The organism is Ramlibacter paludis, from assembly GCF_022012305.1.
GTDB lineage: Bacteria > Pseudomonadota > Gammaproteobacteria > Burkholderiales > Burkholderiaceae_C > Ramlibacter > Ramlibacter paludis.
In genome coordinates this window covers 677839-703285 of the sequence record NZ_JAKLTM010000003.1, presented here as the reverse complement: position 1 = coordinate 703285, position 25447 = coordinate 677839, and the positions used below count along the sequence as shown (strand labels likewise).

Below are 25447 nucleotides of genomic sequence, written 5' to 3'. Positions count from 1 at the left end.
CCTACACCCTGGTGGAGGTGACGCGTGCCGGCGCTGAAGTCAGACGCGTCGACCTGCGCAGCCAGGGCGTGACCGACAACGAGGTCGCGGGGCTGGCCTTCGCAGGCGACGGTTCGCTGATGGTCGCATCGACCCACGGCGTGATCTACCGCGTCACGACCGCGTGAGGACGGGCCATGAAACTCTCCGACGCCGTCTTCGTCCCCGAGCCTGCCGCCGGCAAACCCTGGGCGGGCTTGCCGGCCGGTTCGCCACCCGCGGCCGCCTGCGGCCAGTGGCTGGCGCAGTTCGCGGGGGAGCCGCCGCCCCCGGTGCGCTGCCTGGTCCTGCTGCGCACCGACAGCAATGAACTGCGGCTTGCGGCCGCCCATCCGGTGGGCGCCGAGGCGCAGGACCTGCACTCCCTGCTGGCCGCGTCGGCCGCGTCACCGTGCGCCGATGTGGTCCGTACCGGCCACGGCTGGCTGGCCCTGCAGCCGCTGCTGTGGGGGCGGGAAATGCGTGGCCTGGTGGCGGCGGAGTACCTCGACGAAGGGGATGCCCGGCGGGCGCTTGCCCGCCTCGCGTGGGGCGCCGGCTGGCTGCTGGCCGTGGCCACGCAGCCGGGGGCGGACCCCCAGGGCGATGCGCTCGCCGAAGCGCGCGGCCTGTTGCAGTTCATGGCCGCCGTGCTGGCCGAGGCTTCGTTCGAGGGCGCCTGCCTCGCACTGGCCAACCGCCTGGCGGCGCGCTGGCGGGCGGATGCCGTCATCGTGGGCTGGGTGCAGGGGCTCAACACGCAGATCGTGGCGCGCTCCAATGCCTCGCGCACCGACGAGCGCGCCAACGTGATGCAGCAGGCCTGCGCCGCGATGGACGAAGCCCTCGACCTGCGGCAGACAGTGCAGGGCCATGCCGGCAACCATTTCGGCTGCGCTGCTGGCAGCTTGCCGGCGCACGCCGCGTATGCCCATGCCGTGCCCTGCGAGGCCGTCGCCACCGCCATGCTGTTCCACGAAGGCGTGCCGGTGGGAACCGTGCTGCTGCAACGGGGCGCCCCGCTCGGCCCGGAGGAACTCGAGGCGCTGGACACGCAATGCATGATGCTCGCGCCCCTGCTCGCGCAGCGCCGCGAGGCGGACCGCAGCCTGTGGCGGCACGCGGCGGCCAGCGTGCGCTACCTGCTGCACCGCGCCGGGGACGACTCGCTCCTCGCGTGGAAGGCGGCGACGGCGCTGGTGCTGCTTGCCATCGGGATTGCCGCGGTCACGCCGGTGACCTTCCGCGTCACGGCGCCGGCGGTGGTCGAGGGCGAGGTGCAGCGTTCCATCGTCGCCCCGTTCCAGGGCTACGTGCAGCACGCCGACCTGCGCGCCGGCGACACGGTGCGCGCCGGCCAGGTGATCGCCACGCTCGACGACACGGACCTGAAGCTGGACGCCGACAAGTGGCGCGCCGACCTCGACGTGGCCCAGCGCAAGGAACGCGAGGCGGTGGCGGCCGGCAAGCGCGTGGACATGCGGCTGGCAGCCGCGCAGGGCGCGCAGGCGCACGCGCAGCTGCAGCTGGCCGAGGAGAAGCTGCGCCGCGTGCAGCTGGTGGCGCCGTTCGACGGCGTGATCGTGCGCGGCGACCTGTCGCAGCAGCGGGGCACGCCGGTGGAGCAGGGCAAGGTGCTGTTCGAGCTGGCCCCGCTGACGGCATGGCGCGTGATCCTCAAGGTCGACGAGCGCGACATCGCCCACGTGGATGCCGACAGGAAAGGCGAGCTGGCCCTGGCCGGCCTCGCCGGCGTGCGCCATCCCTTCGTCGTCAAGCGGGTGACCTCGATCGCCGCGGCCGAAGGCGGCGTGAACCACTTCCGCGCCGAAGCGGAGATCGGCGAGCCGGGCCTCAGCCTGCGGCCCGGCATGGAAGGCGTCGCCAAGATCGAGGCGGGTACCCGCACGGCCCTGTGGGTCGCCACCCGGCGGCTGGTGGCCTGGGTGCGGCTGGCGTTCTGGGAGTGGACCCCGTGAAGGCAGCGCTGCTCTCCGGCCACTGGTTCCGCATCGCCGGCCTGCGGCCCGCCTTGCGGCCGCAGGTGCGGATCGAGCGCCACGTGTACCGCGGCACGGTCTGGTTCGTCCTGCACGACCTGGGTTCGGGCGAGAACTACCGCTTCAACGCGGCGGCCTACGCCGTGATCCGCGAGCTGGACGGCGTGCGCTCCATGCAGGAAGTCTGGGACGCGCTGGTGGCGCGGCAGCAGGAGAACACGCCGGGCCAGGCGGAGGTGGTGCAGGTGCTGGGGCAGCTCAATGCCGCCGACCTGATCCAGGTGGACAGCTCCCCGGACGTGGCCGAACTGCTGTCGCGCGGCAGCAAGCGGCGCAAGCGGCAGTTGCTCGGGCGCTTCCTCAATCCCATGTCGCTTCGCATTCCGCTGTGGGATCCCGATGCCACGCTGGCGGCCGCCTGCGCCTGGATCAAGCCTCTCCCCGTAGCGGCCTGGGCCGTGCTGTGGCTGGCCTGCGGCGCCTGGGCGCTGGTGATCGCCGGTTCGCACTGGGACGAGCTCACGCGGGACTTCGGCCAGCGGCTGCTGGCTTCCAGCAACCTGTGGCTGCTGGCCATCGTGTTCCCCCTCCTGAAGGCGGTGCATGAACTGGCCCATGGCTTCGCGGTCAAGCGTGGCGGCGGCGAGGTGCACGAGATGGGCCTGATGTTCCTCGTGTTCTATCCCGTGCCCTACGTGGATGCGTCCGCGGCGCATGCCTTCGCGAACAAGTGGCGCCGCGCCTGGGTGGCGGCCGCCGGCATGGCGGCGGAACTCTGGCTGGCGATGCTCGCCTTGCTGGCCTGGGTGCTCCTGGAGCCGGGCGTGCCGCGTGCGGTGGCCTACAACGTGGCCGTGCTCGGAAGCGTGACCACGGTGCTGTTCAACGCCAATCCGCTGTTGCGCTACGACGGCTACTACATGCTGTCCGACCTGCTGGAGATTCCCAACCTGTCGGCCCGCTCCACCCGCTACTGGCAGTACCTCGCCACCCGCTACCTGTTCGGCGTGCGGGACCCGCGGCCGTTCCCGGCAACGCGCGGGGAGCGCCGCTGGTTCTTCTTCTACGCGCCGGCGGCCTTTGCCTACCGGCTCACGGTGACGCTGGCGATCGCCTGGTTCATCGGCCAGCAATACTTCGCCTTCGGTGTCGCCCTCGCGGCCTGGTCGCTGCTGGCGGGCCTGCTGATCCCGGCGGGCAAGGCCCTGGCGGCGCTCTTCACGGATCCGCGCTTCGTGGCGCGGGCCAGCCGGGTGTGGCTGGTGCTGGCAGGCGGCAGCGTCACTGCGGCCGCCCTGCTGCTCGTCCTGCCGGTGCCGCACCACACCCGCGTGGAAGGCGTGGTGTGGCTGCCGGAGCAGGCGCTGGTGCGCGCCGGCGCCGACGGCTTCGTGGAGCGTTTCCAGGCCCCCGGCACGGCGGTCCGCGCCGGTGACGTCGTCGTCGTCACCGGCAATCCGCTGCTGGCCGCGAAGGTCGAGCAGCAAAGGGGCCGGGTCGAGGAGGTGGCGGCGCGGATGGACGCCGTGTGGGGCACGCAGCCGGCGCAGGCCGCGCAGCTGGTGCAGACCCTGCAGCAGGAACGCGCGCAGCTCGCCCGGCTGGAGGACGAGGCCGGCAAGCTGTCGGCCCGCGCCCGGTCCGCCGGCGGCGTCCTGATCGAACGCGCCGACGACCAGGTGGGCCGCTTCGTGCACAAGGGTGATGTGGTGGCGCACGTGATGGGCGAACATCGGCCGGTGGTGAAGCTCCTCGTGTCCCAGGCCGACGTGGCCTTCGTCCAATCGGATGTGCGGGCCGTCGAGGTGCGCCTGGCCAGCGACCTGTCCCAGGCGATGGCGGCGACCCTGGCCCGTTCGGTGCCGAAAGCGGCGCACGAGCTGCCGAGTGCCGCGCTGGGCCAGGCCGGCGGGGGGCGACTGCTGGTCGACCCGCGCGACGAGCACCAGGTCACGGCCCTCGACAACCTGTTCGAGTTCGAGGCGGCCTTGCCGGCCGGCGTGCAGCTGACGCAGCTGGGCATGCGGGCCTACGTGAGCCTGGAACACAGCCCGGAGGCCATCGGCTGGCGCTGGTGGCGCGCCGGCCGGCGGGCCTTCCTGTCCAGGTTGGGAGTCTGAGCATGGCGCAACTCGCCTGGACGCAGCTTTCGGCCAGCCTCTATGCGGAGCGGGCCGCGCCGCCGGAGGAGGGCGTCGACGCCTGGCTGCGCGGGGCGGCTGGTGACGTTCCACAACGGCTCACGCGGGGCATCGGCTGGCATCGCGCGATCGCTCGCCGCGCCGAAGCGCTGGCGCCGGTGGTCGCGGCGCTGGACGACCGCCAGCTGGGCGAGCGCCTGCGCCGCGCCGCCCGCGCCGCGTGGGACCGCGCCGAGGGACGGGACCTGGTGCTGGCCCTCGTGCGCGAGGCCGCCGTGCGCAGCGTCGGGCAGCGTCCCTACGCGGCGCAGCTGATGGGCGCCTCCTGCCTGCTCCAGGGCCAGATGGCGGAAATGCAGACGGGCGAAGGCAAGACCCTCACCGCCGGCCTCGCCGCGGCGGCCGCCGCCTGCGCCGGCCAGCCGGTCCACGTCATCACCGTCAACGACTACCTCACGCAGCGCGACGAAGAGGAACTGCGGCCGCTGTTCGCCTTCCTGGGCATCAGTTCCGGCCACGTGATCGGGGGCATGACGTCCACCGAGCGCCTGCGCCAGTACGCGAGCCAGGTCACGTACTGCACCGGCAAGGAGCTGGCCTTCGACTACCTGAAGGACCGCGCCGCGCATGGGCCGGGGACGCGCCAGGCCGACCTGCGGCTGCGCCGGGTCGCCGGCGAACGGCCGCCGCCCACGCTGTTGCGGGGCCTGTACTTCGGCATCGTGGACGAGGCGGACAGCGTGCTGATCGACGAAGCGCGCACGCCCCTCATCCTGTCGGAGAATGCCGGCGGCATCAACGACGACCGGCTGCTGCGCCAGGCACTGGCGCTGGCCGCCGAGATGCGCCCCGGCGAGCACTACGAGCTGCACGTGGCGCGGCGCGAACTGCACCTGCTGCCGGCGGGCCGGATGTGGCTGACCGAGCGCTGCCTCGCCATGGGCCCCGACTGGGGCATGCGGCAGGTGCGGGAACACTGGGCGGCGCAGGCGCTGCGCGCACGGTTCCTGTTCCACCGCAACGAGCACTACGTCGTCAAGGACGGCAAGGTCCTGATCGTGGACGAGAACACCGGCCGCGCGATGCCCGGGCGCAACTGGGAGCAGGGGCTGCACCAGCTGATCGAGGTGCGGGAGGGCTGCGAACTGTCGGACGAGGCGCGGACCGTGGCGCGCATCACCTACCAGCGCTTCTTCCGCCGCTACCTGCGCCTCTCGGGCATGACGGGCACCGCCAGCGAAGGCCGCCGGGAACTCTGGCGCGACTACCGGCTGTGCACGGTGGTCGTGCCGCCCAACGTGCCTTGCATCCGCAAGACCTGGCCCACGGCCTGCCTCGCGGACGAGGACGGCAAGTGGGAAGCCATCGCCGACAGCGCGAGCGAACTCGTCGCGCAGGGGCGCGCCGTGTTGGTGGGCACGCGCTCGGTCGCGGCCTCCGAGCGGCTGTCCGAAGTGCTGGCCGCGCGCGGGATCGCCCATGAGGTGCTCAACGCGCTGCAGGATGCCCACGAAGCGGAACTGGTGGCAGCCGCCGGCCGCAGCGGCCGCGTGTCGGTGGCGACCAACATGGCGGGGCGGGGCACCGACATCCGGGTGGAGCAGGCCGTGCGCGAGCGCGGCGGGCTGCACGTGATCCTGTCCGAGTTCCACGAATCGCGGCGCGTCGACCGCCAGCTGTTCGGCCGCACCGGACGCCAGGGTGACCCGGGCACGGCGCAGGCGATCGTCAGCGTGGCCGACCGGATCTTCGCGCAGCAGGAGGGCCTTGTGGCCGGGCTGCTGCGCCACGCGCTGGCCCGGTTGCGCGCCGTGGGCCCGCTGGTGCTGGAGGGCATGCGGCGGCGCGCGCAGCGGCGGGCGGAACGTTTGCACGAGCGGACACGAAAGGAAGCGGTGAAGCAGGATGAACGACTCGAAACCAGCCTCTCCTATGCCGGCCGCTGCTGAGCGGCGGCCTCGCGTGCCGGCCGCAGGCCTGCTGCTGCTGCTGGCGTTGGCCGGCGCTCCGGCCTGGGCCGTGGATCCGGTGCAGTGCCTGGTGGAGCCGGCCATGCGGGTCACCATGCGCAGTTCGGTGCCGGCGCAGATCGTGGCGATGCACGTGGACCGAGGCACGCCGGTGCGCAAGGGGCAGCTGCTCGTGACGCTGGACTCCAGCGTGGAGAAGGCCGCACTGGCCACGGCGAAGTACCGCGCCGTCATGCAGGGCCAGCTGCGCGCGGCGGAAAGCAAGTTCCTGAACGCGCAGCACAAGTTCCGCCGGCGCGACGAACTGCAGCAGCAGAAGTTCGTCTCGGCCCAGGACCGCGACGATGCCGAGGCCGAGATGCTGATCGCCCAGGCCGACGTGCTGGAGGCCAAGGACAACCGGGAGCTGTCGCGGCTGGATGCGTCCCGGCTGGAAGCGGAGATCGGCCGCAGGCAGCTGCTCAGCCCCTTCGACGGCGTGGTGATCGAAAGGCTGCAGCAGCCCGGCGAACTGGCGCAGGTGGGCGAAGGCAGCGGCCCCATCCTGAAACTCGCGCAGACCGATCCCGCGCGGGTCGAACTGGTCTTGCCGGCCGCGCGCTCGGGCCGGCTGAAGGTGGGGCAGGTGGTGCAGATCCGCACCGAACCGCCCTTCAACAAAACCTTCCAGGCGGTGGTGCGGGTGGTCGATCCGCTGATCGACGCCGCCAGCGGAACCTTCGGCGTCCGGCTGGAGGCCGCCAATCCGCGGCAGGAAATTCCGCTGGGCGTGAAGTGCTCGGCCGAGCTCAGGACCGATTGACGCGAACAACAGGAGGAATCCACCATGACCCGCTCCCTCTCCCTTTCCCGTGCGGCGCGCCTGCTGCTGCTGCCCGCCTGCGCCGCCTTGCTCCTGGCCTGCGGCGGCGGCGGTGGCGGCGGCGGCGGCCCGGTGAACCAGCCGCCGGTTGCGGCCGCGGTCCTGAAGGGGGAAGCGGTGCTGCAGGCAAGCACCCTCTTCGACACCGCCGGAACGGGCGACGCGGACGGCAGCCTCGCCCTGCGCAGCTGGGACTATGGCGACGGTACTTCAGGCAGTACCGACAGCCACGTCTACACGCGCACCGGAACGTTCACGGCCGTCTACACCGTCACCGACAACCTGGGCGCGACGGCGAGCAAGACCGTGCCCGTGAACGTCGCCAAGTGCAGCGCCGCGGGCACCGAAGCTTCGCGGCTGAGCCCGAACCAGGCCGTGTGCGTGCAGACGAGCCAGGGCGAGATGGTGATCGAGATGTTCGGCACCGAGGCGCCGGTGACGACGGCGAACTTCCTGCGCTACGTCACCGAAGGCTTCTATGCCGGCACCGTGGTGCATCGCGCCACCGGGCTGCTGTTCGAGGCCGGCGGCTTCACTTCCGGACTGCAGCCGAAGCCGGCCACGCACCCAGCGATCGCGCTGGAGAGCAACAACGGGCTCAAGAACTGGCAGTTCACGGTGGCCATGGCGCGCGATGCTGCGCCGGACTCGGCGACCACGCGCTTCTACGTCAACGTGGTCGACAACCACCAGTTCGACTTCAATCCGGCGATCGGCACGCCGAACGGCAATGCCGTGTTCGGCCAGCTGATTTCGGGGACGGGCGTCGCCGACGCCATCGCCACAGTGGCCCCCGGAACCTCGGGCGGCATGACCAACGTGCCGGCGGCGGAGATCACCATCCGGTCCGCCGTCACCATGAAGTGAGGCGACCGATCAGACCACCAGGTCTTCGATCACCAGCTTGCGGTACTTCTGCCCGTAGGAGATCGGGCTGCCCTTGAGCAGCGTCATGATGCGATCCGAATCGTCGGCGGTGGGGGCATGCACCATCAGGCCGTGGTGGCCCTGTTGCGCCAGTTCGATGAAGCGGCGCAGGGTGTCGCCCTCGCTGCCGGCCGAGGGCAGGATGGCGTCGTCGCCGGTCGCGTCGCCGAGTTCGCGGCGGAAGTCGTCGGGCGTGATCAGCGTCACTTCCGCCTCGTCGATCCCATTGTCGCCCAGCAGCTTGCAGGCATCGCGCGCGGCCTGCTCGGTGGGAAACATCAGGACGACATAACCCGTGGGGTAGAACACGCCGCCCATGGTCTTCATGCCGGATTCGAGGTGGAAGGGTTTCATTGCTGCTCCTTGTTCTGGACTGCCCGTCATTCCAGCGCACACGGCCGGGCTTGCCTGTAGTCGCGGGCGGAAGAGGCGGGTAGGAGGCGCGCGTACGACCTCGGCCGTCACGCCGAGTTCCGCGTGCCGTGTGGGCCCATGGGCCAACTGTGCAATGGGCGCCCATCGCCTAGATTGGCCCGGCCCCAGGAGAAAACCCGATGAACTTCAAGACCCTGTGCGTGCTCGTGCTGCTGGCACTGGGCGGCTGCGCTTCCGGCGGTGCCGCTCCCTATGGCGCGTGCGCCGCGCAAACCACCTACCAATGCCAGGTCGACCTGTACATGCGCGTCGGCGGCTGAGGAGCCCGGCGGTCCCGGCACGGTAAAGTCGGGCCGGTGAAGCAAAGAGATCGTTCGTGGCGGATGTCGGTGGCGCCCATGATGGACTGGACGGACCGGCACTGCCGCTATTTCCACCGCCTGCTGAGCCGCCGCACGCGGCTCTACACCGAGATGGTGACCACCGGCGCGCTGCTGCATGGCGACGTGCCGCGCCACCTGGATTTCGACGAGACCGAGCATCCGGTGGCCCTGCAGCTGGGCGGCAGCGAGCCGGCCGACCTGGCACAGAGCGCGAAGCTCGGCGCGCAGTGGGGCTATGACGAGATCAACCTGAACTGCGGCTGCCCGAGCGAGCGGGTGCAGCGCGGCGCTTTCGGCGCCTGCCTGATGGCCGAGCCGAAACTGGTGGCGGATTGCGTCAAGGCGATGGTCGACGTGGTGGACGTGCCGGTGACGGTCAAGCACCGCATCGGCATCGACAAGGTCGAGAGCTACGAGTTCGTGCGCGATTTCGTCGGCACGGTGGCCGAGGCCGGCTGCGAGGTCTTCCTGGTCCACGCGCGCAACGCCTGGCTGAAAGGCCTGTCGCCCAAGGAGAACCGCGAGGTGCCGCCGCTGCGCTACGAGCTGGTGCACCGGCTCAAGCGCGACTTTCCCCAACTGGTGATCGGCGTCAACGGCGGCATCAAGCAGGACGAGGTCGTGCAGGCGCAGCTGCGCGAACTCGATGGCGTGATGGTGGGGCGCGAGGCCTACCACCACCCTTGGTGGCTGGCCCACTGGGACGCGCTGTACTACGGCGAGGCCGCCTTCAGCCTGCGGCGCGAGGAGGTCGAGGAGAGCATGGTGGCCTACATGGAGCGCGAGCACGCCGCGCGCGGCACGCCCTGGCATTCCATCGCCCGCCACATGATTGGCCTGTACAACGGCCTGCCGGGCGCGCGGCGTTGGCGCCAGGTGTGGAGCGACCACCGGTTGAAGACGCAGCCGCCGCGCGAGGTGATGCGCCTCGCGCATGCCGACGTGGCGCTGCGCCTGGAAAAAACCGCCTAGTCTGTCTCTAGGCGGGAGCGCCCGGCCGGCGGGATGGCGCCTGCCGGCCAAATGCTTTAAACTTAAATTATCTAGGCATGGAGCAACCCATGGACATCGTCTGCATCGGCGGCGGCCCGGCCGGCCTGTATTTCGCGTTGCTGATGAAGAAGCAGGACCCGGCGCACCGGGTCCGCGTGATCGAGCGCAACAAGCCCTACGACACTTTCGGCTGGGGCGTCGTCTTCTCCGACCAGACCCTCGGCAACCTGCAGGTGGCCGACCCCGAAAGCGCCGCCGAGATCCTGGCGGCCTTCAACCACTGGGACGACATCGAGGTCAACATCCGCGGCCGCAAGATGCGCTCGGGCGGCCATGGCTTCATCGGCATCGGTCGCAAGCGGCTGCTGAACATCCTGCAGCGCCGCTGCGAGGCGCTCGGGGTGGAGCTGGTGTTCGAGACCGAGGCGCAGGGCGACCAGGACTATCCGGAAGCCGATCTCGTCATCGCGAGCGACGGCCTCAACAGCCGCATCCGCGCCAGGTATGCCGAGACCTTCCAGCCCGACATCGACCTGCGCAAGTGCCGCTTCGTCTGGCTGGGCACGCACAAGAAGTTCGAGGCCTTCACCTTCGCCTTCGAGGAGACGCCGTGGGGCTGGTTCCAGGCGCACGCCTACCAGTTCGACGCCGACACCTCCACCTTCATCGTCGAGACGCCGGAAGAGACCTGGAAGGCGGCCGGCCTGGACAGGATGGAGAAGGAAGAGGCGATCGCCTTCTGCGAGAAGCTGTTCGCCAAATACCTGGACGGCAACCAGCTGATGTCCAACGCCTCGCACCTGCGCGGCTCGGCGCAGTGGATCCGCTTTCCGCGGGTCGTCTGCAAGACCTGGGTTCATGACAACGGCCGCGCGCCGGTGGTGCTGATGGGCGATGCGGCCCACACCGCGCACTTCTCCATCGGCTCGGGCACCAAGCTGGCGCTCGAAGATGCGATCGAGCTCGCGCGCTGCATCGGCCGCAACGCCGGCGACCTGCGCCAGGCGCTGGCCGACTACGAAGCGGTGCGCAGTGTCGAGGTGCTGAAGATCCAGAACGCCGCGCGCAATTCCACCGAGTGGTTCGAGAACGTGGCGCGCTACGTCAACCTGCCGCCCGAGCAGTTCGCCTATTCGCTGCTCACGCGCAGCCAGCGCATCAGCCACGAGAACCTGCGGCTGCGCGACAAGCAGTACGTCGAGCAGTACGAGGACTGGATCGCCGGGCATGCGGGCGCGCAGCGCAAACCTTCGCAGCAGGCGATCCCGCCCATGTTCACGCCGTTCACCGCGCGCGGCACCACCTTGAAGAACCGCGTGGTGGTTTCGCCGATGGCGCAGTACTCCTGCGTGGACGGCCTGCCGGCCGACTACCACCTGGTGCACCTCGGCGCGCGCGCCATGGGCGGCGCCGGCATGGTGGTGGCGGAGATGACCTGTCCTTCGGCCGACGCGCGCATCACGCCCGGCTGCCCCGGCTTGTGGAACGCCCAGCAGCGCGATGGCTGGAAGCGCATCGTCGACTTCGTCCATGCCAACAGCGACGCGAAGATTGCGCTGCAGCTGGGCCACGCCGGCGCCAAGGGCTCGACCCGCGTGCCCTGGGAAGGCGAGGACCAGCCGCTGGAATCCGGCAACTGGCCGCTGATTTCTGCTTCGCCGCAGCAGTTCCTGGACGGCGTCAGCGACTGGTCGCGCGCCATGATCCGTGCCGACATGGACCGGGTGCGCGACGACTTCGTGCGCAGCACGCGTTACGCCGCCGAGGCCGGTTTCGACTGGCTGGAACTGCATTGCGCGCACGGCTACCTGCTGTCGTCCTTCATTTCGCCGCTGACCAACCAGCGCACCGACGACTACGGCGGCTCGCTGGAAAATCGCCTGCGCTATCCGCTGGAAGTCTTCCGGGCCATGCGCGCGGCCTGGCCGCAGGACAAGCCGATGTCGGTGCGGATCTCGGCGCACGACTGGGTCGAGGGCGGCATCACGCCCGACGACGCCGTGGCGATCGCCCGCGCCTTCAAGGCGGCCGGCGCCGATCTGATCGACTGCAGTTCGGGCCAGGTGAGCAAGAAGCAGAAGCCGGTCTACGGCCGCATGTACCAGACGCCGTTTGCCGACCGCATCCGCAACGAGGCCGGCATCGCGACGATCGCCGTGGGCGCCATCTCCGAAGCCGACCACGTCAACAGCATCATCGCCGCCGGCCGCGCCGACCTGTGCGCGATCGCGCGGCCGCACCTGGCGAATCCCGCCTGGGCGCTGCTGGAAGCGGCGAAGATCGGCTACCACGACGTCGCCTGGCCGGTGCAGTACCTGTCCGGCAAGAATCAACTCGAACGCAACCTGGAGCGCGAGAAGGCCCAGGCCCTGGTGCAGGAGAACCCGAATGAACGCTTCAACTGAGCGCGTCGACCCCGCGCTTGCCGCCGGCAACCGCAAGCAGCTGGCCGCCTATCGCGCCACGCATTTCCTTTGGGATGTGAAGGACGGCGTGGCCACCGTCACGCTGAACCGGCCGGAGCGCAAGAACCCGCTGACCTTCGACTCGTACGCAGAGCTGCGCGACCTGTTCGGCGAGCTGAAGTACGCCACCGACGTGCATGCGGTGGTGGTGGCCGGCGCCGGGGACAACTTCTGCTCCGGCGGCGACGTGCACGAGATCATCGGCCCGCTGGTGCGGCTGAAGGCGCCCGAACTGCTGATGTTCACCCGCATGACCGGCGACCTGGTGAAGGCGATGCGCGCCTGCCCGCAGCCCATCGTGGCCGCCATCGACGGCGTCTGCGCCGGGGCCGGCGCGATCATGGCGATGGCCTCCGACCTTCGGCTGGGCACCGCGCGCAGCAAGACCGCCTTCCTGTTCAACCGCGTCGGCCTGGCCGGCTGCGACATGGGCGCCTGCGCCATGCTGCCGCGCATCGTCGGCCAGGGCCGGGCGAGCGAGCTGCTGTACACCGGCCGTTCACTCGGCGGCGAGGAGGGCGAGCGCTGGGGCTTCTTCAACCGCCTGTGCGCGCCGGAAGCGCTGCTGGGGGAAGCGCAGGCCCTGGCGAAGCAGCTGACCGAAGGTCCGACCTTCGCCAACGGCATCACCAAGACCATGTTGCACCAGGAATGGGCCATGACCATCGAGCAGGCGATCGAGGCCGAGGCCCAGGCCCAGGCCCTGTGCATGCTGACGCAGGACTTCACGCGCGCCTACGAGGCCTTCGTCGCGAAGCAGAAGCCGAAGTTCGAGGGGAACTGAGATGCGCGACCAACCGCACCTGGACTGGCCCTTCTTCGACGAAGGCCACGGCGTGTTCGCCGCCGAACTGGATGGCTGGGCGCGGGAGCACGTCGCGCACCTGCACGGGCCCGACGTCGACGCGGCCTGCCGCGAACTGGTGCGCCGGCTGGGCAACGGCGGCTGGCTGCGCCATGCCGTGGGCGGCGCGCACGGCGAGCAGGAGGTGATCGACACGCGCGCGATCTGCCTGGCCCGCGAGACGCTGGCGTATCACAACGGCCTGGCCGACTTCGCCTTTGCGATGCAGGGCCTGGGCTCCGGCGCGATCAGCCTGCAGGGAACGCCGCAGCAGCAGGAGCGCTACCTGGGGCGCGTGGCGCGCGGCGAAGCGATCGCGGCCTTTGCCTTGTCCGAGCCGGAAGCCGGCTCCGACGTCGCGAACCTGCAATGCGCCGCCCACGTCGAGGGCGACCACGCCGTGCTGAACGGCGAGAAGACCTGGATCTCCAACGGCGGCATCGCCGACTTCTACGTGGTGTTCTGCCGCACCGGCGAGGCGCCGGGACCGCGCGGGATCTCGGCCTTCATCGTCGACGCCGACACGCCCGGCTTCGAGATCGCCGAACGCATCGAGGTGATCGCGCCGCATCCGCTCGCGACCCTGCGCTTCCGCAACTGCAAGGTGCCCTTGAGCCAGCGAATCGGCGCCGCCGGCGAGGGTTTCAAGGTCGCGATGCGCACGCTCGACGTCTTCCGCACCTCGGTGGCCGCCGCCGCGCTGGGCTTCGCCCGCCGGGCGCTGGACGAGGCCCTGCAGCGCGCCACCACCCGCCGCATGTTCAACCAGACCTTGGCCGACTTCCAGCTGACGCAGGCCAAGCTGGCGCAGATGGCCACGACCATCGACAGCGCCGCGCTGCTGGTCTACCGCGCGGCCTGGATGCGCGACCAGGGCCGCACCGTGACCAAGGAAGCGGCCATGGCGAAGATGGCCGCGACCGAGGGCGCGCAGCAGGTGATCGACGCGGCCGTGCAGATGTTCGGCGGCCAGGGCGTGAAGAGCGGAGAAATGGTGGAACAGCTGTACCGCGAGATCCGGTCCCTGCGCATCTACGAGGGCGCGACCGAGGTCCAGCAGCTGATCATCGCGCGCCAATTGCTCAAGGAGATGCAGGCATGAACGAAACGAAGCCGCAGGCGGTGCTGCCCGAAGGCTGGCCGCGCCCCAAGGGCTATGCCAACGGGGTGGTCGCGCAAGGGCGCATGCTGTTCATCGCCGGCATGATCGGCTGGGACGGCCAGGGGGTATTCCACACCGACGATTTCGGCGGCCAGGCCCGGCAGGCGCTGCAGAATGTCGCCGACGTGCTGCGCGCGGCGGGCGGGCGGGGCGAGAATATCGTCCGCATGACCTGGTACGTGACGGACAAGCGCGAATACCTGGCCGCTTCCGCGGAAGTGGGCAAGGCTTTCCGCGAGATCATCGGCAGCTACACCATCGCGATGACGGCGGTGGAAGTGAAGGCCCTGATCGAGGACCGCGCCAAGGTCGAGATCGAAGCGACCGCGGTCCTGCCCGCCTGACATACATCGGAGAAATTCCATGGCCAAAGCCAAAGCCGCCTTCCACTGGGAAGATCCCCTGTTGCTGGACCAGCAGCTCACCGACGACGAGCGCGCCGTGCGCGACGCCGCGCATGCCTATTGCCAGGAGAAGCTGGCACCTCGGGTGATCGAGGCTTTCCGCAACGAGAAGACCGATCTCGCCATCTTCCGCGAGATGGGCGAGCTGGGCTTGCTCGGGTCGACGATCCCCGAGCAGTACGGCGGCGCCGGCCTCAACTACGTCTGCTACGGCCTGGTGGCGCGTGAAGTGGAACGCGTGGATTCCGGCTACCGCTCGATGATGAGCGTGCAGTCCTCGCTGGTGATGGTGCCGATCAACGAATTCGGCAACGAAGCGACCAGGCAGAAGTACCTGCCCAAGCTGGCCACCGGCGAGTGGATCGGCTGCTTCGGCCTGACCGAGCCGAACCACGGCTCCGACCCCGGCAGCATGGTCACCCGCGCGCGCAAGGTCGACGGCGGCTACAAGCTGACCGGCAGCAAGATGTGGATCACCAACTCGCCGGTCGCCGACGTGTTCGTGGTCTGGGCCAAGGACGACGAAGGCGCGATCCGCGGCTTCGTGCTGGAAAAGGGCTGGAAGGGCCTGTCGGCGCCCAAGATCAGCGGCAAGGTCGGCCTGCGCGCCTCCATCACCGGCGAGATCGTGATGGAAGACGTGTTCTGCCCCGAGGAAAACGCCTTTCCCGAGGTGCGCGGGCTCAAGGGTCCGTTCACCTGCCTGAACTCGGCGCGCTACGGCATTGCCTGGGGCGCGCTGGGCGCCGCCGAGGACTGCTGGCACCGCGCCCGCCAGTACGTGCTGGATCGCAAGCAGTTCGGCAAGCCGCTGGCGGCCAACCAGTTGATCCAGAAGAAGCTGGCCGACATGCAGACCGAGATCACCCTGGGCCTGCAAGGTTGCCTGCGCCTGGGGCGCATGAAGGACGAGGGCACGGCTTCGGTCGAGATCACGTCGATCATGAAGCGCAACTCCTGCGGCAAGTCCCTGGACATCGCCCGCGTGGCGCGCGACATGATGGGCGGCAACGGCATCAGCGACGAATTCGGCGTGGCCCGCCACCTGGTGAACCTCGAAGTGGTGAACACCTATGAAGGAACGCACGACATCCACGCGCTGATCCTCGGGCGGGCGCAGACGGGGATATCCGCCTTCTAGGCGCCGCTCTACAATGGCCCCGAGGAGGGACCAGGATTGGATGCAGCCAAGGCCCGGCGGCGCAAGGCGGCCGACGCCAAGCCCAGGCCCTATGCCGACCAGTACGTAGGGGGCTTCGTCGAGGCCCACCGGCAGCGCATCTTCGTCGGCCTCTCGATCGCGGGCATCCTGCTGCTGGGGCCCTTCGCGGTCAACAACTTCTTCCAGGACCGGGTGATGGTCGGCATCGCGACCATCACCTTCGTCTTCTGCCTGCTGGCCAATGCGATCTGCATCGCGCGCGGCCGCCGGGCCCTGGTCTCGCCCCTGGTCATCTTCATCGCATCGGCCATCGGGCTGGCCACCGCGATGTACAACAACGGGCTGATCGGCATCCTGTGGGTCTACCCGGGCATCCTGCTGTTCCACTTCGTGCTGCCCCGGCGCACGGCCAACTTCTTCAACGTCTCGCTGGTGCTGCTGGCCGTGCCCATGGCCTGGATGCACCTCGGCCCGGCGCTGATGGCCCGGGTGGCGGTCACGCTCACGCTGCTGATCGTCTTCGCCAACATCTACTCCTACATCGCCGACGTGCAGCAGGACACCGAGGCCGAACAGCGCCGCCGGCTCGACGGCCTGGTGCAGCAGCTGGAAGCGCAGAACACCGCGCTGCTCGACGCGATCCGCCTGCGCGAGGAGGTGGAGCGGATCGCCCGCCACGACCTGAAAACGCCGTTGGCCAGCATTGCGTCGGTGCCGCGCCTGCTGCGGGAGCGGCGCGCGCTCGATCCGCGCGAGAGCGAGCTGGTCGGCATGGTCGAGGGCGCGGCCATGCGGGTGTTGAGCATGGTCAACCTGTCGCTGGACCTGTACCGCATGGAGCAGGGCACCTATCGCCTGCGCGAGCAGGCCGTGGACTTGGCGACGCTGGTGCACACGGTGGCGCGCGAGCTCGAGGCGCACGCGCGGTCCAAGCGGGTGCGCCTGAAACTGGATTTTCCGTCGCGCCGCGTCTACGCGCAGGGCGAGGAACTGCTTTGCTATTCGACGCTGGCCAACGTGGCGAAGAATGCGCTGGAAGCGTCGCCCGAAGGTGGCGAGGTGCGGGTGAAGATCGCGCGCGAGGACGACACGGTGGTGCTTGCCGTACACAACGCTGGCGAGGTGCCGGCGGAAGTGCGCTCGGAGTTCTTCACCAAGTACGCCACCCACGGCAAACCCAATGGCCACGGCCTCGGCGCCTATTCCGCGCGGCTGATGGCGCGGGTGCAGCGCGGCGACCTCACGATGGAGTCGGGACCGGAGGGCACCACGCTCACCCTGCGGCTGCCGCGCTGGCCCGGCGCCGCGCCGTCCCAGGGCGACAACACCGGTTCCATCTCGCGCCCCAGCCCGCTGGTGAGCGGCCCATTGCCCGCGCTGGACGTGTTGCTGGTGGACGACGACGAATACAACATCATCGTGCTGCGGAACCTGCTGCCCAGCCCCCCGCTGAAGGTGCGCACGGCGGTCAACGGCCGCGCGGGGCTGGATTCCGTGCGCGCGGCGCGGCCGGACGTGATCTTCCTCGACGTGGAGATGCCGGTGATGGGCGGCATCGAAGCCATCGCCGCGATCCGCGCGCTGCAGCGGGAGCGCGGTGAGCCGCCCAGCCGCGTCGTTGCCTTCTCCGCGCACGACGACGAAGCCACCCGCCAGCGCTGCCTGGATGCCGGCTTCGACCTCTACCTCGCCAAGCCGGCGTCGCGCGAGGAGGTCTATGCGGTGCTGTGTGGGGAAATGCCGGTCATCGAGATGCGCGACACGCGGGCGTCCGGTGTCGACGTGCTGGTCGACGTCGACCTGATGCCGCTCATGCCGGAGTTCCTGAGCTCGCGGCGCGACCTGGCGCAGCAGCTGGCCCGCGCCGCGGCCGGCGGCGATCGGGAAAAGGTGCGCGCCACCGCGCACAAGCTCGCGGGCAGCCTGGCGATGTACGGTTTCGAGGAGGCCAGCCAGGCAAGCCTGGAGGTGGAGCGCGCGGCGGCAGGGGATCTCGCCGAGCTCAGGCTGAAGTGCGATGCGCTGGTGCGCATGTTGGCGCAGGTGCAGCCGGCGGCGAAGCCCGCCTGACTGTCATTTCCGCCTAAGCGGATCCAAAGCGCTCGCATTCGGTTGCGCGTAAAGGTCCGAGGCGAGTGGGCGTTCGGCATAAATAGCGGTGCAGAGTATGAACAGGTTGGCTCGTTCGCGCGGCGGATCGGCTTCGCCGTGGTCGGGGAGAATTTTGTGAAGTCAATGAAATGTGCGCAATGAATGTTGCTGCCGAGTCCCGCCATGGACGATTCTTGCTTGTGGACGCATTGGAGGACGCAATGAACCTCGAGAGACTCGTGGCATCTAGCGTGGGCCTGCTTCGCGCATGCCTGTTGCTTGGCATTTCACTGGTGCACTTGGGGTGCGCCACTGCCCCAGACCGAAATGCTCGCGCGACCGTTGAAATCTTGTCGCTCATCGACAAGGGATTAGCAACCGCAAGCACAAACCAGGACATCCGCTTGCTGATCGCGGACGAAGTGTCTAGTGCCGGCGCTGGCGCGATCCTGTTGCTTGGTGGTCAAAGGTTCCGGGTCGAGCCCCCGATGCTGATGCGAATTCCCGCGAACACGGGGCTGCTCCATCCTCGATACCGCTTTCTAACTTCGCAATCCTTGGAGTTGCTCGAACGTGAGTGCGTTCGTATCGAACCTAACCCGCCTCGGGCTGACTTCCGGGAGGTTGCGAGCGGACCGGGCAGAAAGACGCTTACGGTAGTCGCGGAGGGCGAGCAGTTTGTCAACGCGGGAATCGAAGTGCGAGACGGCTGCATTTCAGGCATTCATTTCGAACAGGCAACTGCGCAAGAAAGGGCTTGAGGATGTTTTCTCACTCGAGCGGACGATCGGATTTCAGCTGGTGGGCGGAGAACTTCGTTAAGGAGATGTCGTGATGCCGGTCGACCCATGCGGCATGGCCAAGCCGCTGCAGAAGGAGCCAGAGAATGGAGCTACGCCGCGACGCCGATCTGGCCCCCGATGGCGGCGTGTGGCTGTTATCGTGATGGCGGCTTCTGTCCTGATCGTGGGCGGCTGCGCCGCCGTCAACGGCGCCGAAGTGCAGACGCGGGAGCCTCCCGTTCCGTCGGAGTTCCAGGAAGCGGAGCTAATCGGGCGCATTCGCATCTTCGTGGAGGAGGGTTCGTTCTCGCGCGAGAGCGCAGAACGCCTGCTGGGCATGAGGTTCGCCCATGCGGGAGGGGCCCAGTCCGCACCTCAGATATACGCCTTGCAGGGCTCCGATCTTCCGTTCGTCTCGTCTTCCTGCTCCACCGCTGCGCCTAGCCAATATCGCACACGCTTCATCGAATCGGCGAGCGGTGAACCGCAAGAGCTCACCGTCACCTACCGTCGCAGCATCGAACCCGGCGCGCCACTCGCGGGCGGGGTGTTGCGCAGCGTGATGGGCACGCCATGGATCTGCTCCGTCAGCGTCCAGGAACTCGATGTTCACAGCGTCACCCGCATCGCTGCATATCTTTGGCGGAGCTCGGACGCCGTAGTCGAAGTGCGCAAGGAGGCGTCGGGGCAGTGCGCCATGGTGCGCGTCACACGCCTGCACCCTTCGTGGCGGCCGCCGCAGCATTTGAGAAATCTGTCGTGCCGGGACCTGCCCGGCGCCAGTTCTGGCAACGAATGAGAAGCAACAGATTGCCACATTGAGGAGGAGCATTCCAATGACAAGTCAGAGCGACGTCGGGTTCGTCGTGGCCAGCCAGCGCGTCAAGTCAAGCTGCAGGCCTACCCTTTCCAGAAGTACGGCATGCTCGAAGGGGCGGTCGAAGTGGTTAGCGCGGACTCGTCCGCCAACGATCCTCAGAAGGCGGCCGCGCAAGGGCAGAGTCCCCAGAGCTACAAGGCACTGGTTCGGCTCGGCAGCCAGGAGTTCAAAGCACCGGCGGGGGAGGCGCTGAAGCTTTCACCCGGCATGGTGGTGCAGGCCGAGATTCACCAGGGGCACCGCACGGTGCTGGAGTATCTGCTCTCGCCCGTGCAGAAGGTAGCGAAGGAGGCTGCGCGGGAACGCTGAGTCCAGCGGGCGAGCGTATTGTCCAGTGGGACTACAGTCCGCGTACGGGCGCGTTCGACCGAAACGTCCGCGGAATCCCCGCCGCGGCCACGCCGCTGCGCAAGGGCTCGTCCGGCAGCGACTCGTGCAGCAGCCCGCGCGCCGCGATCAGCCGCTGCAGGTCCACGCCGGTCGCGAGGCCCATGCTTTCCAGCATGAACACCAGGTCCTCGGTCACGATGTTGCCGGAGGCGCCGGGCGCGAAGGGGCAGCCGCCCAATCCCCCCAGGCAGGAATCGAATTCGCGGATGCCCAGCTCCAGCCCCGCCAGCGCGTTCGCCAGGCCGAGGCCCATGGTGTCGTGCAGGTGCAATTTGGTCAGCCGCGCGCCGATCGCGTCCTGCACCTCGCGCACCGTGTCGCGCACCAGCGCCGGATGCGCGTAGCCCACCGTGTCGGCCAGCGCGATGCGGTCGACGCCGGTGGCGGCCAGCGCGGTGGCCACCTGGGCCACGCGTTGCCGCGGCACATCGCCTTCCATCGAGCAGCCGAAGGCCGTCGCGGCCGCGACGTCGATGCGCATGGGCCGCGCCTGCGCGCGCACCCAGTCGACGATGCCGCGCACCATCTCCACCTGGTCGTCGGTGCCCTTGTTCACGTTGGCGCGGCTGTGGGTGTCGCTCACCGAGACCGGGATCGCCACGACGTGCGCTCCCGCATCGTGCGCCGCGATCGCGCCCTTCAGGTTGCAGGCCAGCGCGCAGACGGTGAGTCCGTCGATGGCGAGCACGCCGCGCACCACCTCGCCGGTGTCCGCCATCTGCGGGATCATCCGCGGCGACACGAAGCTGCCGACCTCGATCTCGCGCAGCCCGGCGTCCGCCAGCTGGCGGATCCAGCGCAGCTTGACGTCCGTGGCCATGCGGCCCTGTGCCATCTGCAGGCCGTCGCGCGGGCCGACCTCGCAGACGGTGACGGTGTCGCGGGCGGCGCTCATTCGACCTTGATCCCGGCGGTGGTGATGACTTCGCGCGACTTCTGGATGTCGGCGCGGATCAGCGCGGCGAATTCCTCCGGCGTGCCGCCGCCGGCGTCGAAGCCCTGTGCCTGGAACGCGGCTTTCACTTCGGGGCGCTGCAGGATCTTGTTGATGTCGGCGTTGAGGCGCGCGACGATGGGCGCCGGAATGCCGGCCGGACCCATCACGCCGTAGAAGCTGATGGCGTTGAAGTCCTTGTAGCCGAACTCCGCGACGGCCGGCACGTTCGGCAGGCTGGCGTTGCGTTTCGCGGAAGTCACGGCCAGCGCGCGCACCTTGCCGGAATGGATCATGCCGGCGGCCGACGAGATCGAGGAACCGGCGAAGTCCAGGTGGCCGCCCATGAGGTCGGCCAGCGCCGGGCTCGAGCCCTTGTACGGCACGTGCTGCATCTTCACGCCCGCGGTCAGCTGCAGCAGTTCCATGGCGACGTGCACGCCGCCGCCGGTGCCCGAGGTGCCGAAGGTGAGCTTGCCGGGCTGCGCCTTGGCCGCTTTCAGCAGGTCGGGCAGCGTCTTGTATGGCGAGTTTTCGTTGACCAGGATGATCAGCGGCGTGACCGCGCACAGGGCGATCGGCGTCAGGTCCTTGATCGGGTCGTAGGCCACCTTCATCAGCAGCGGGATCAGCGAGACGTTGTCCGACTGCGCGATCACGAGTTCATAGCCGTCCGGTTTGGCGCGCGCGGCTTCGGCCAGCCCGAGCGCGGTGCCGGCGCCGGGCCGGTTGTCCGGCACCACGTTCCAGCCGTTGATCTCGGCCAGCTTGGTGGCGATCTGGCGGCCGGTGAAGTCGGTGCCGCCGCCCGGCGTGGAAGGGATGATCAGGCGGATCGCCTTGCCCGGATATTCCTGCGCGAGGGACGGCAGGCCGTACAGGCTGCCGGCGGCCAGGGCGAGAAGGTTGAAGTCGCGACGGTTCATGGTTTTGTCTCCTGTGTTGTCTCTGTTCAGCCGGCCACCACGCCTTGGCGCACCAGAGCCTCGATGCGCGTTTCGTCCAGGCCCAGGCCGCGCAGGATCTGGCGGCTCTGCGCCCCCACCGGCTGCGGGTCCAGGCGCTTGCCCACCTTCTGCCCATCGAACTCGATCGGCAGCGCCGCGGCCTGCACCTGCTGGCCGTCGGGCATGGTGGTGGGCAGCAGGGCGCCGCCCTGGCGCAGGTGCGGATCATCCAGCAGGTCGTGCGGCTGGCGGATCGGGCCGTAGGACAGGCCGGCTGCTTCCAGCGCGGCGCAGAGTTCGCCGGTCTTCCACGCCTTGAGCACTTCGGCGACGGCCGGGACCAGCCAGGGGCGCGCTGCTTCGCGCTGGATCGCGGTTCTAAGCCGGTCGTCGGCGCCGAAGGAGGGCGGCAGGAAGTCGCGGCAGAAGGTCTGCCAGTTGGCGTCGCTCACCACCGCCACGAAGACGCGGCCGTCCTGCGTGTCGAAGATGTCGTACACGCCCCAGGGCGGCGTGCGCTTGTCGCCCATGGGGATGGGCGCGGTGCCGGTCAGCTGGTACTGGGCGATGAACTGCGCCACCAGCAGCAGGTTGTTCTCGAACAAACCCGCGCGCACGTGGCGGCCGCGGCCGGTGCGGGCGCGGTCGTGCAGCGCGGCCAGCGCGCCCACCACGCCGAAGGTGCCGCCCAGGATGTCGTTGACCGAGGGCGCGACGCGCTGCGGCGCCCCGGTGCCGCCGTTGATGTAGGCCATGCCGCCCATCATCTGCACCACTTCGTCGAGCGCGGTGCGCTGCTTGTAGGGGCCGGACAGGAAGCCCTTGAGCGACACGTAGATGAGGCGGGGATTGGTGGCGCTGAGCGTGGGGTAGTCCAGGCCGTACTGCACGAGGCTGTCGTCGCGGAAGTTCTCCACCAGCATGTCGCAGCCGGCCGCCAGCCGGCGCACCAGCTCCTGGCCCTCTGCGGATTTCAGGTCGACCGCCAGGCTCTGCTTGTTGCGGCTGAAGACGGGAAAGTAGCCGATGCCCGAGCCCTTGAGGCGCCGGGTGCGGTCGCCGTCCAGGGGCTCCACCTTGATCACTTCGGCGCCGAGGTCGGCCAGGACCAGGCCGCCGGCCGGCCCCATGATCATGTGCGAAAGCTCCAGCACCTTGGTGCCGCGCAGCGGCAGGGAATCGTCGGGAAGGTAGGCGGAGGAGTCGGTCATGCGGTCTCGTTGCGGCGCGGAGCGTGCATGTTGCACCCGGCCGGCAGTCCCGCCAAGCGATGCTTGGGAACCGGGGCTTTCTCGTTTGGAGACCCCCCGGGCTCCGCTAGTCGATCGCGACGGAGCTGGCCCGCAGATGGGCCACGAAGGCCTGCGCCGCCAGCGGCAGGGCGTCGAGGTCGCGCACGGCGATGAAGCTGCGCGGCTGCGCCCAGGCGTCCGACAGCGGCACGAAGCGCACGTCCAGCGCGCTTTCCTTGCTGGCTTTCAGGTAGAGCGGTACCACGCCGACGCCCATTCCGCGCCCGACCAGCGTGCAGATCGTCTCGAAGGAACTCACGCGCGCGCGTACCGTCCGCGAGGCCCGGGCCTCGCGCGCGGCCTCGTCGAACACCTGGGTGATGCCGCTGTCGCGGCCCAGCTCCACCAGGTCGTCGTCCAGCAGTTCGGCGTAGGCCACGCTGCGGGCCTGCGCGCGCGGGTGGCCGGACGGGAGCACGGCGGCCAGCGCGTAGCGGCGATAGGGAAAGACCTGCAGGCCTTCGTGGCTGGCGAACTCGGAAGCCACGCCGACGTCCGCCAGGCCTTCGCGCACGCCGCGGTAGATCGCCGGCGTGACCCGTTCCTCCAGGTCCACCTCGATCTGCGGGCGGTCGGCGCGGAAGCGCAGGATGTCCAAAGGCAGTTCGCCGGAGAGCGAAGTCACGCTCGCCAGCACCTTGATCACGCCGCGCACGCCTTCCACGTAGCCGGCCATCTCGCGCTGCATGCGGTCCATGGTTTGCAGCAGGTGGCGTGCATGGTGGGCAAGGGCCAGGCCGGCGGGCGTTGCCTGCGCCCCCTTGGCGCCGCGTTCGAGCAGCGGCACGCGCAGCTGCGACTCGAGCTCGGAGATGCGCTTGCTCACCGCCGAGGGCACGATGTTCTCGCGCGCCGCGGCCTTGGCGATGCTGCCTTCCTCCAGCGTGGCGAGGAAGAGGCGGATCGAAACCGGGTCGAAGTCGCGCACCAAGCTTCCCTTCACATGCCGGCGGCGTAGGGCGCGAAGCCGCGCTGGTTCTCGTCGATCTGCAGCGTCCGGCCCAGGGGCGGGAAAGCGCGCTGCGCGCAGTCGGCGCGGTCGCAGACCTTGCAGCCGGCGCCGATCAGCGTGGCCGCGTCCGGGTCGACCAGGTTCACGCCCTTGGCGTACACCAGCCGTTCGGCATAGCGTGCGTCGCAGCCGAGCGCCACCGCGAAGATGCGGTTGGGCGAGCCGTAGCCGCCGCGCCTGTGCTCCACCGTGCGCGCGATCCACAGGTAGGTGCGGCCGTCCGGCATGCGCGAGAGCTGGGTGAGGATCTTGCCCGGCTGCGAGAAGGCTTCGTAGACGTTCCAGAGCGGGCAGGTGCCGCCGTGGCGCGAGAAGTGGAAGTCGCCGGTGGACTGGCGCTTGGACACGTTGCCGGCGCGGTCGACCCGCACGAAGAAGAAGGGAATGCCGCGGCCCGGCGCATGGTGCATGGTCGACAGGCGATGGCCGATGGTCTCCACGCCCACGCCGAAACGGTCGCTCAGCAGCTCCAGGTCGTAACGCAGCGCCTCGGCCGCATCCTGGAAACGCCGGTTCGGCAGCACCAGCGCGCCGGCGAAATGGTTGGCGAAGCCCAGGCGGGCGAGCTTGCGGGCCTGCGAGGTGGTGAAGGCGTCGGCCGTCGTGAACGAGTCGATCAGCGGGCCGGCTTCCAGGAAGGCCAGCTGCACGCCGAGCTGGAAAGCCTGCTGGCCCGGATCCATGTCGGTGGCCAGCGCGATGGTCTTGGTGGCGGCGTCGTAGCTGCGCAGCGCCTGGTCGAAGGTGCGGTTGGCGGCGCTCTCGCGCACCGCGATGCCGTGCTGCATCTGCAGCCGTTCGCGCAGGCGCGCCAGCAGCTCGGTCACGGGGACGTCGGAGGCGGACGCGATCACCGTCTCGTAGAGCTGCTCGGCGCGCTCGTCGAGCATGGCCATGTAGTGGTGGCGCGCGTAGAAGAACTCGCGCACTTCCTCGAAGGGCTGCAGCGGCAGGCCGGGTTCGCCCTCGGCGCGGTCGCCATCGGAGTCGGCCGCGATGGACGACAGCCTGTCTTCCGCCGCCCGGGCGCGCTTGTGCAGGTGCAGCAGCACCTTGGCCACCGAAGGCAGCTGCGAGGCGACCACCTTCGCTTCGGCTTGCGGCACCGCGTCGGTCTCGCGCGGATCCGCGAACACGGCCTGGATCTCGCTCAGCCGGCGGGCGCTTTCGTCCTCGGAGAACAGCTGCAGGTCGATGCCGTGCGCCGACTGCAGCCGCAGCAGCACCGGCACCGTCAGCGGCCGCTGGTCGTTCTCGATCTGGTTCAGGTAGCTGGGCGAGATCTTCAGCGAGGCGGCCAGGGCGGCCTGCGTCAGCCGCTGCTGTTCGCGGAAGGTCTTGAGCCGCACGCCCATGAAGGCTTTGGTCATCTTCGCAAGCTTCGCAAATTAACAGAGCCAAATCGGGCTCCAG

General features: G+C 69.3%; 22 protein-coding genes. 16 read left to right on the top strand and 6 right to left on the bottom strand.

Annotated elements, in window-relative coordinates:
- Positions 1-176: 176 nt before the first annotated feature.
- Genes LZ009_RS13560 through LZ009_RS13540 form a run of 5 tightly spaced genes read left to right on the top strand, consistent with a single transcriptional unit; the run spans position 177 to position 7858 of the window.
- On the top strand, positions 177-1997 hold the full coding sequence (locus LZ009_RS13560) for an HlyD family efflux transporter periplasmic adaptor subunit (protein WP_275698463.1): 1821 nt from the start codon (positions 177-179) through the stop codon (positions 1995-1997).
- The gene (locus LZ009_RS13555) at positions 1994-4138 is read left to right on the top strand and encodes a PqqD family peptide modification chaperone (RefSeq protein WP_275698462.1); all 2145 of its coding nucleotides are present in this window, start codon (positions 1994-1996) and stop codon (positions 4136-4138) included. Before LZ009_RS13560 ends, LZ009_RS13555 begins: the two co-directional genes overlap by 4 nt.
- Positions 4139-4140: 2 nt before the next feature.
- The gene (locus LZ009_RS13550; protein ID WP_275698461.1) at positions 4141-6108 is read left to right on the top strand and encodes a preprotein translocase subunit SecA; all 1968 of its coding nucleotides are present in this window, start codon (positions 4141-4143) and stop codon (positions 6106-6108) included.
- A gap of 13 nt (positions 6109-6121) precedes the next feature.
- Entirely contained in the window at positions 6122-6931 is an 810-nt protein-coding gene (locus tag LZ009_RS13545) for an efflux RND transporter periplasmic adaptor subunit (RefSeq protein ID WP_275698460.1), read from the top strand.
- 24 nt (positions 6932-6955) lie between these two features.
- Positions 6956-7858 carry a peptidylprolyl isomerase gene (locus tag LZ009_RS13540; RefSeq protein ID WP_275698459.1) on the top strand — a complete coding sequence of 301 codons (903 nt, stop codon included), beginning with the start codon at positions 6956-6958 and terminating at the stop codon, positions 7856-7858.
- A 9-nt stretch (positions 7859-7867) separates the two neighbouring features.
- Here LZ009_RS13540 and LZ009_RS13535 read toward each other — a convergent pair whose 3' ends face one another.
- Positions 7868-8272, bottom strand: coding sequence for an RNA-binding protein (locus LZ009_RS13535; protein WP_275698458.1), 405 nt, complete (start codon positions 8270-8272; stop codon positions 7868-7870).
- 200 nt (positions 8273-8472) lie between these two features.
- Between LZ009_RS13535 and LZ009_RS13530 the strand changes: the two genes are divergently transcribed.
- The 11 genes from LZ009_RS13530 (at position 8473) to LZ009_RS13480 (ending at position 19768) form a co-directional block, all read left to right on the top strand.
- Positions 8473-8613, top strand: coding sequence for a hypothetical protein (locus LZ009_RS13530; RefSeq protein ID WP_275698457.1), 141 nt, complete (start codon positions 8473-8475; stop codon positions 8611-8613).
- Between the two features lie 36 nt (positions 8614-8649).
- The gene (gene dusA, locus LZ009_RS13525) at positions 8650-9648 is read left to right on the top strand and encodes a tRNA dihydrouridine(20/20a) synthase DusA (RefSeq protein WP_275698456.1); all 999 of its coding nucleotides are present in this window, start codon (positions 8650-8652) and stop codon (positions 9646-9648) included.
- Between the two features lie 89 nt (positions 9649-9737).
- Complete coding sequence (locus LZ009_RS13520) at positions 9738-12074, top strand: bifunctional salicylyl-CoA 5-hydroxylase/oxidoreductase (protein WP_275698479.1); 2337 nt, start codon at positions 9738-9740, stop codon at positions 12072-12074.
- Complete coding sequence (locus tag LZ009_RS13515; RefSeq protein WP_275698455.1) at positions 12058-12918, top strand: enoyl-CoA hydratase family protein; 861 nt, start codon at positions 12058-12060, stop codon at positions 12916-12918. Before LZ009_RS13520 ends, LZ009_RS13515 begins: the two co-directional genes overlap by 17 nt.
- 1 nt (position 12919) lies before the next feature.
- A complete protein-coding gene (locus LZ009_RS13510) occupies positions 12920-14080 on the top strand; it encodes an acyl-CoA dehydrogenase family protein (protein ID WP_275698454.1) in 1161 nt (386 codons plus the stop codon).
- Positions 14077-14484, top strand: coding sequence for a RidA family protein (locus LZ009_RS13505; RefSeq protein ID WP_275698453.1), 408 nt, complete (start codon positions 14077-14079; stop codon positions 14482-14484). Before LZ009_RS13510 ends, LZ009_RS13505 begins: the two co-directional genes overlap by 4 nt.
- Positions 14485-14503: 19 nt before the next feature.
- Positions 14504-15685, top strand: a complete 1182-nt coding sequence (locus tag LZ009_RS13500; RefSeq protein WP_275698452.1) for an acyl-CoA dehydrogenase — start codon at positions 14504-14506, stop codon at positions 15683-15685.
- A 36-nt stretch (positions 15686-15721) separates the two neighbouring features.
- A complete protein-coding gene (locus tag LZ009_RS13495) occupies positions 15722-17776 on the top strand; it encodes a response regulator (protein ID WP_275698451.1) in 2055 nt (684 codons plus the stop codon).
- A 371-nt stretch (positions 17777-18147) separates the two neighbouring features.
- Positions 18148-18558 (top strand): hypothetical protein, encoded by a 411-nt coding sequence (locus tag LZ009_RS13490; RefSeq protein WP_275698450.1) that lies wholly within the window; start codon positions 18148-18150, stop codon positions 18556-18558.
- Positions 18559-18631: 73 nt separating this feature from the next.
- Entirely contained in the window at positions 18632-19378 is a 747-nt protein-coding gene (locus LZ009_RS13485) for a hypothetical protein (RefSeq protein WP_275698449.1), read from the top strand.
- An 18-nt stretch (positions 19379-19396) separates the two neighbouring features.
- Positions 19397-19768: a beta-barrel domain-containing protein gene (locus LZ009_RS13480; RefSeq protein ID WP_488168869.1), complete on the top strand. Its 372-nt coding sequence runs from the start codon at positions 19397-19399 to the stop codon at positions 19766-19768.
- 31 nt (positions 19769-19799) lie between these two features.
- Here the strand turns inward: LZ009_RS13480 and LZ009_RS13475 are convergent, their stop codons facing one another.
- From LZ009_RS13475 to LZ009_RS13455, 5 genes are all read right to left on the bottom strand, one after another.
- Positions 19800-20744: a hydroxymethylglutaryl-CoA lyase gene (locus LZ009_RS13475; protein WP_275698447.1), complete on the bottom strand. Its 945-nt coding sequence runs from the start codon at positions 20742-20744 to the stop codon at positions 19800-19802.
- Positions 20741-21709, bottom strand: coding sequence for a Bug family tripartite tricarboxylate transporter substrate binding protein (locus tag LZ009_RS13470; protein ID WP_275698446.1), 969 nt, complete (start codon positions 21707-21709; stop codon positions 20741-20743). The genes LZ009_RS13475 and LZ009_RS13470 overlap by 4 nt, the downstream gene beginning before the upstream one ends.
- A 26-nt stretch (positions 21710-21735) precedes the next feature.
- The gene (locus LZ009_RS13465) at positions 21736-22941 is read right to left on the bottom strand and encodes a CaiB/BaiF CoA transferase family protein (RefSeq protein ID WP_275698445.1); all 1206 of its coding nucleotides are present in this window, start codon (positions 22939-22941) and stop codon (positions 21736-21738) included.
- A 106-nt stretch (positions 22942-23047) separates the two neighbouring features.
- A complete protein-coding gene (locus LZ009_RS13460) occupies positions 23048-23950 on the bottom strand; it encodes a LysR family transcriptional regulator (protein WP_275698444.1) in 903 nt (300 codons plus the stop codon).
- Positions 23951-23961: 11 nt separating this feature from the next.
- On the bottom strand, positions 23962-25404 hold the full coding sequence (locus tag LZ009_RS13455; RefSeq protein WP_275698443.1) for a short-chain fatty acyl-CoA regulator family protein: 1443 nt from the start codon (positions 25402-25404) through the stop codon (positions 23962-23964).
- Positions 25405-25447 lie beyond the last annotated feature (43 nt).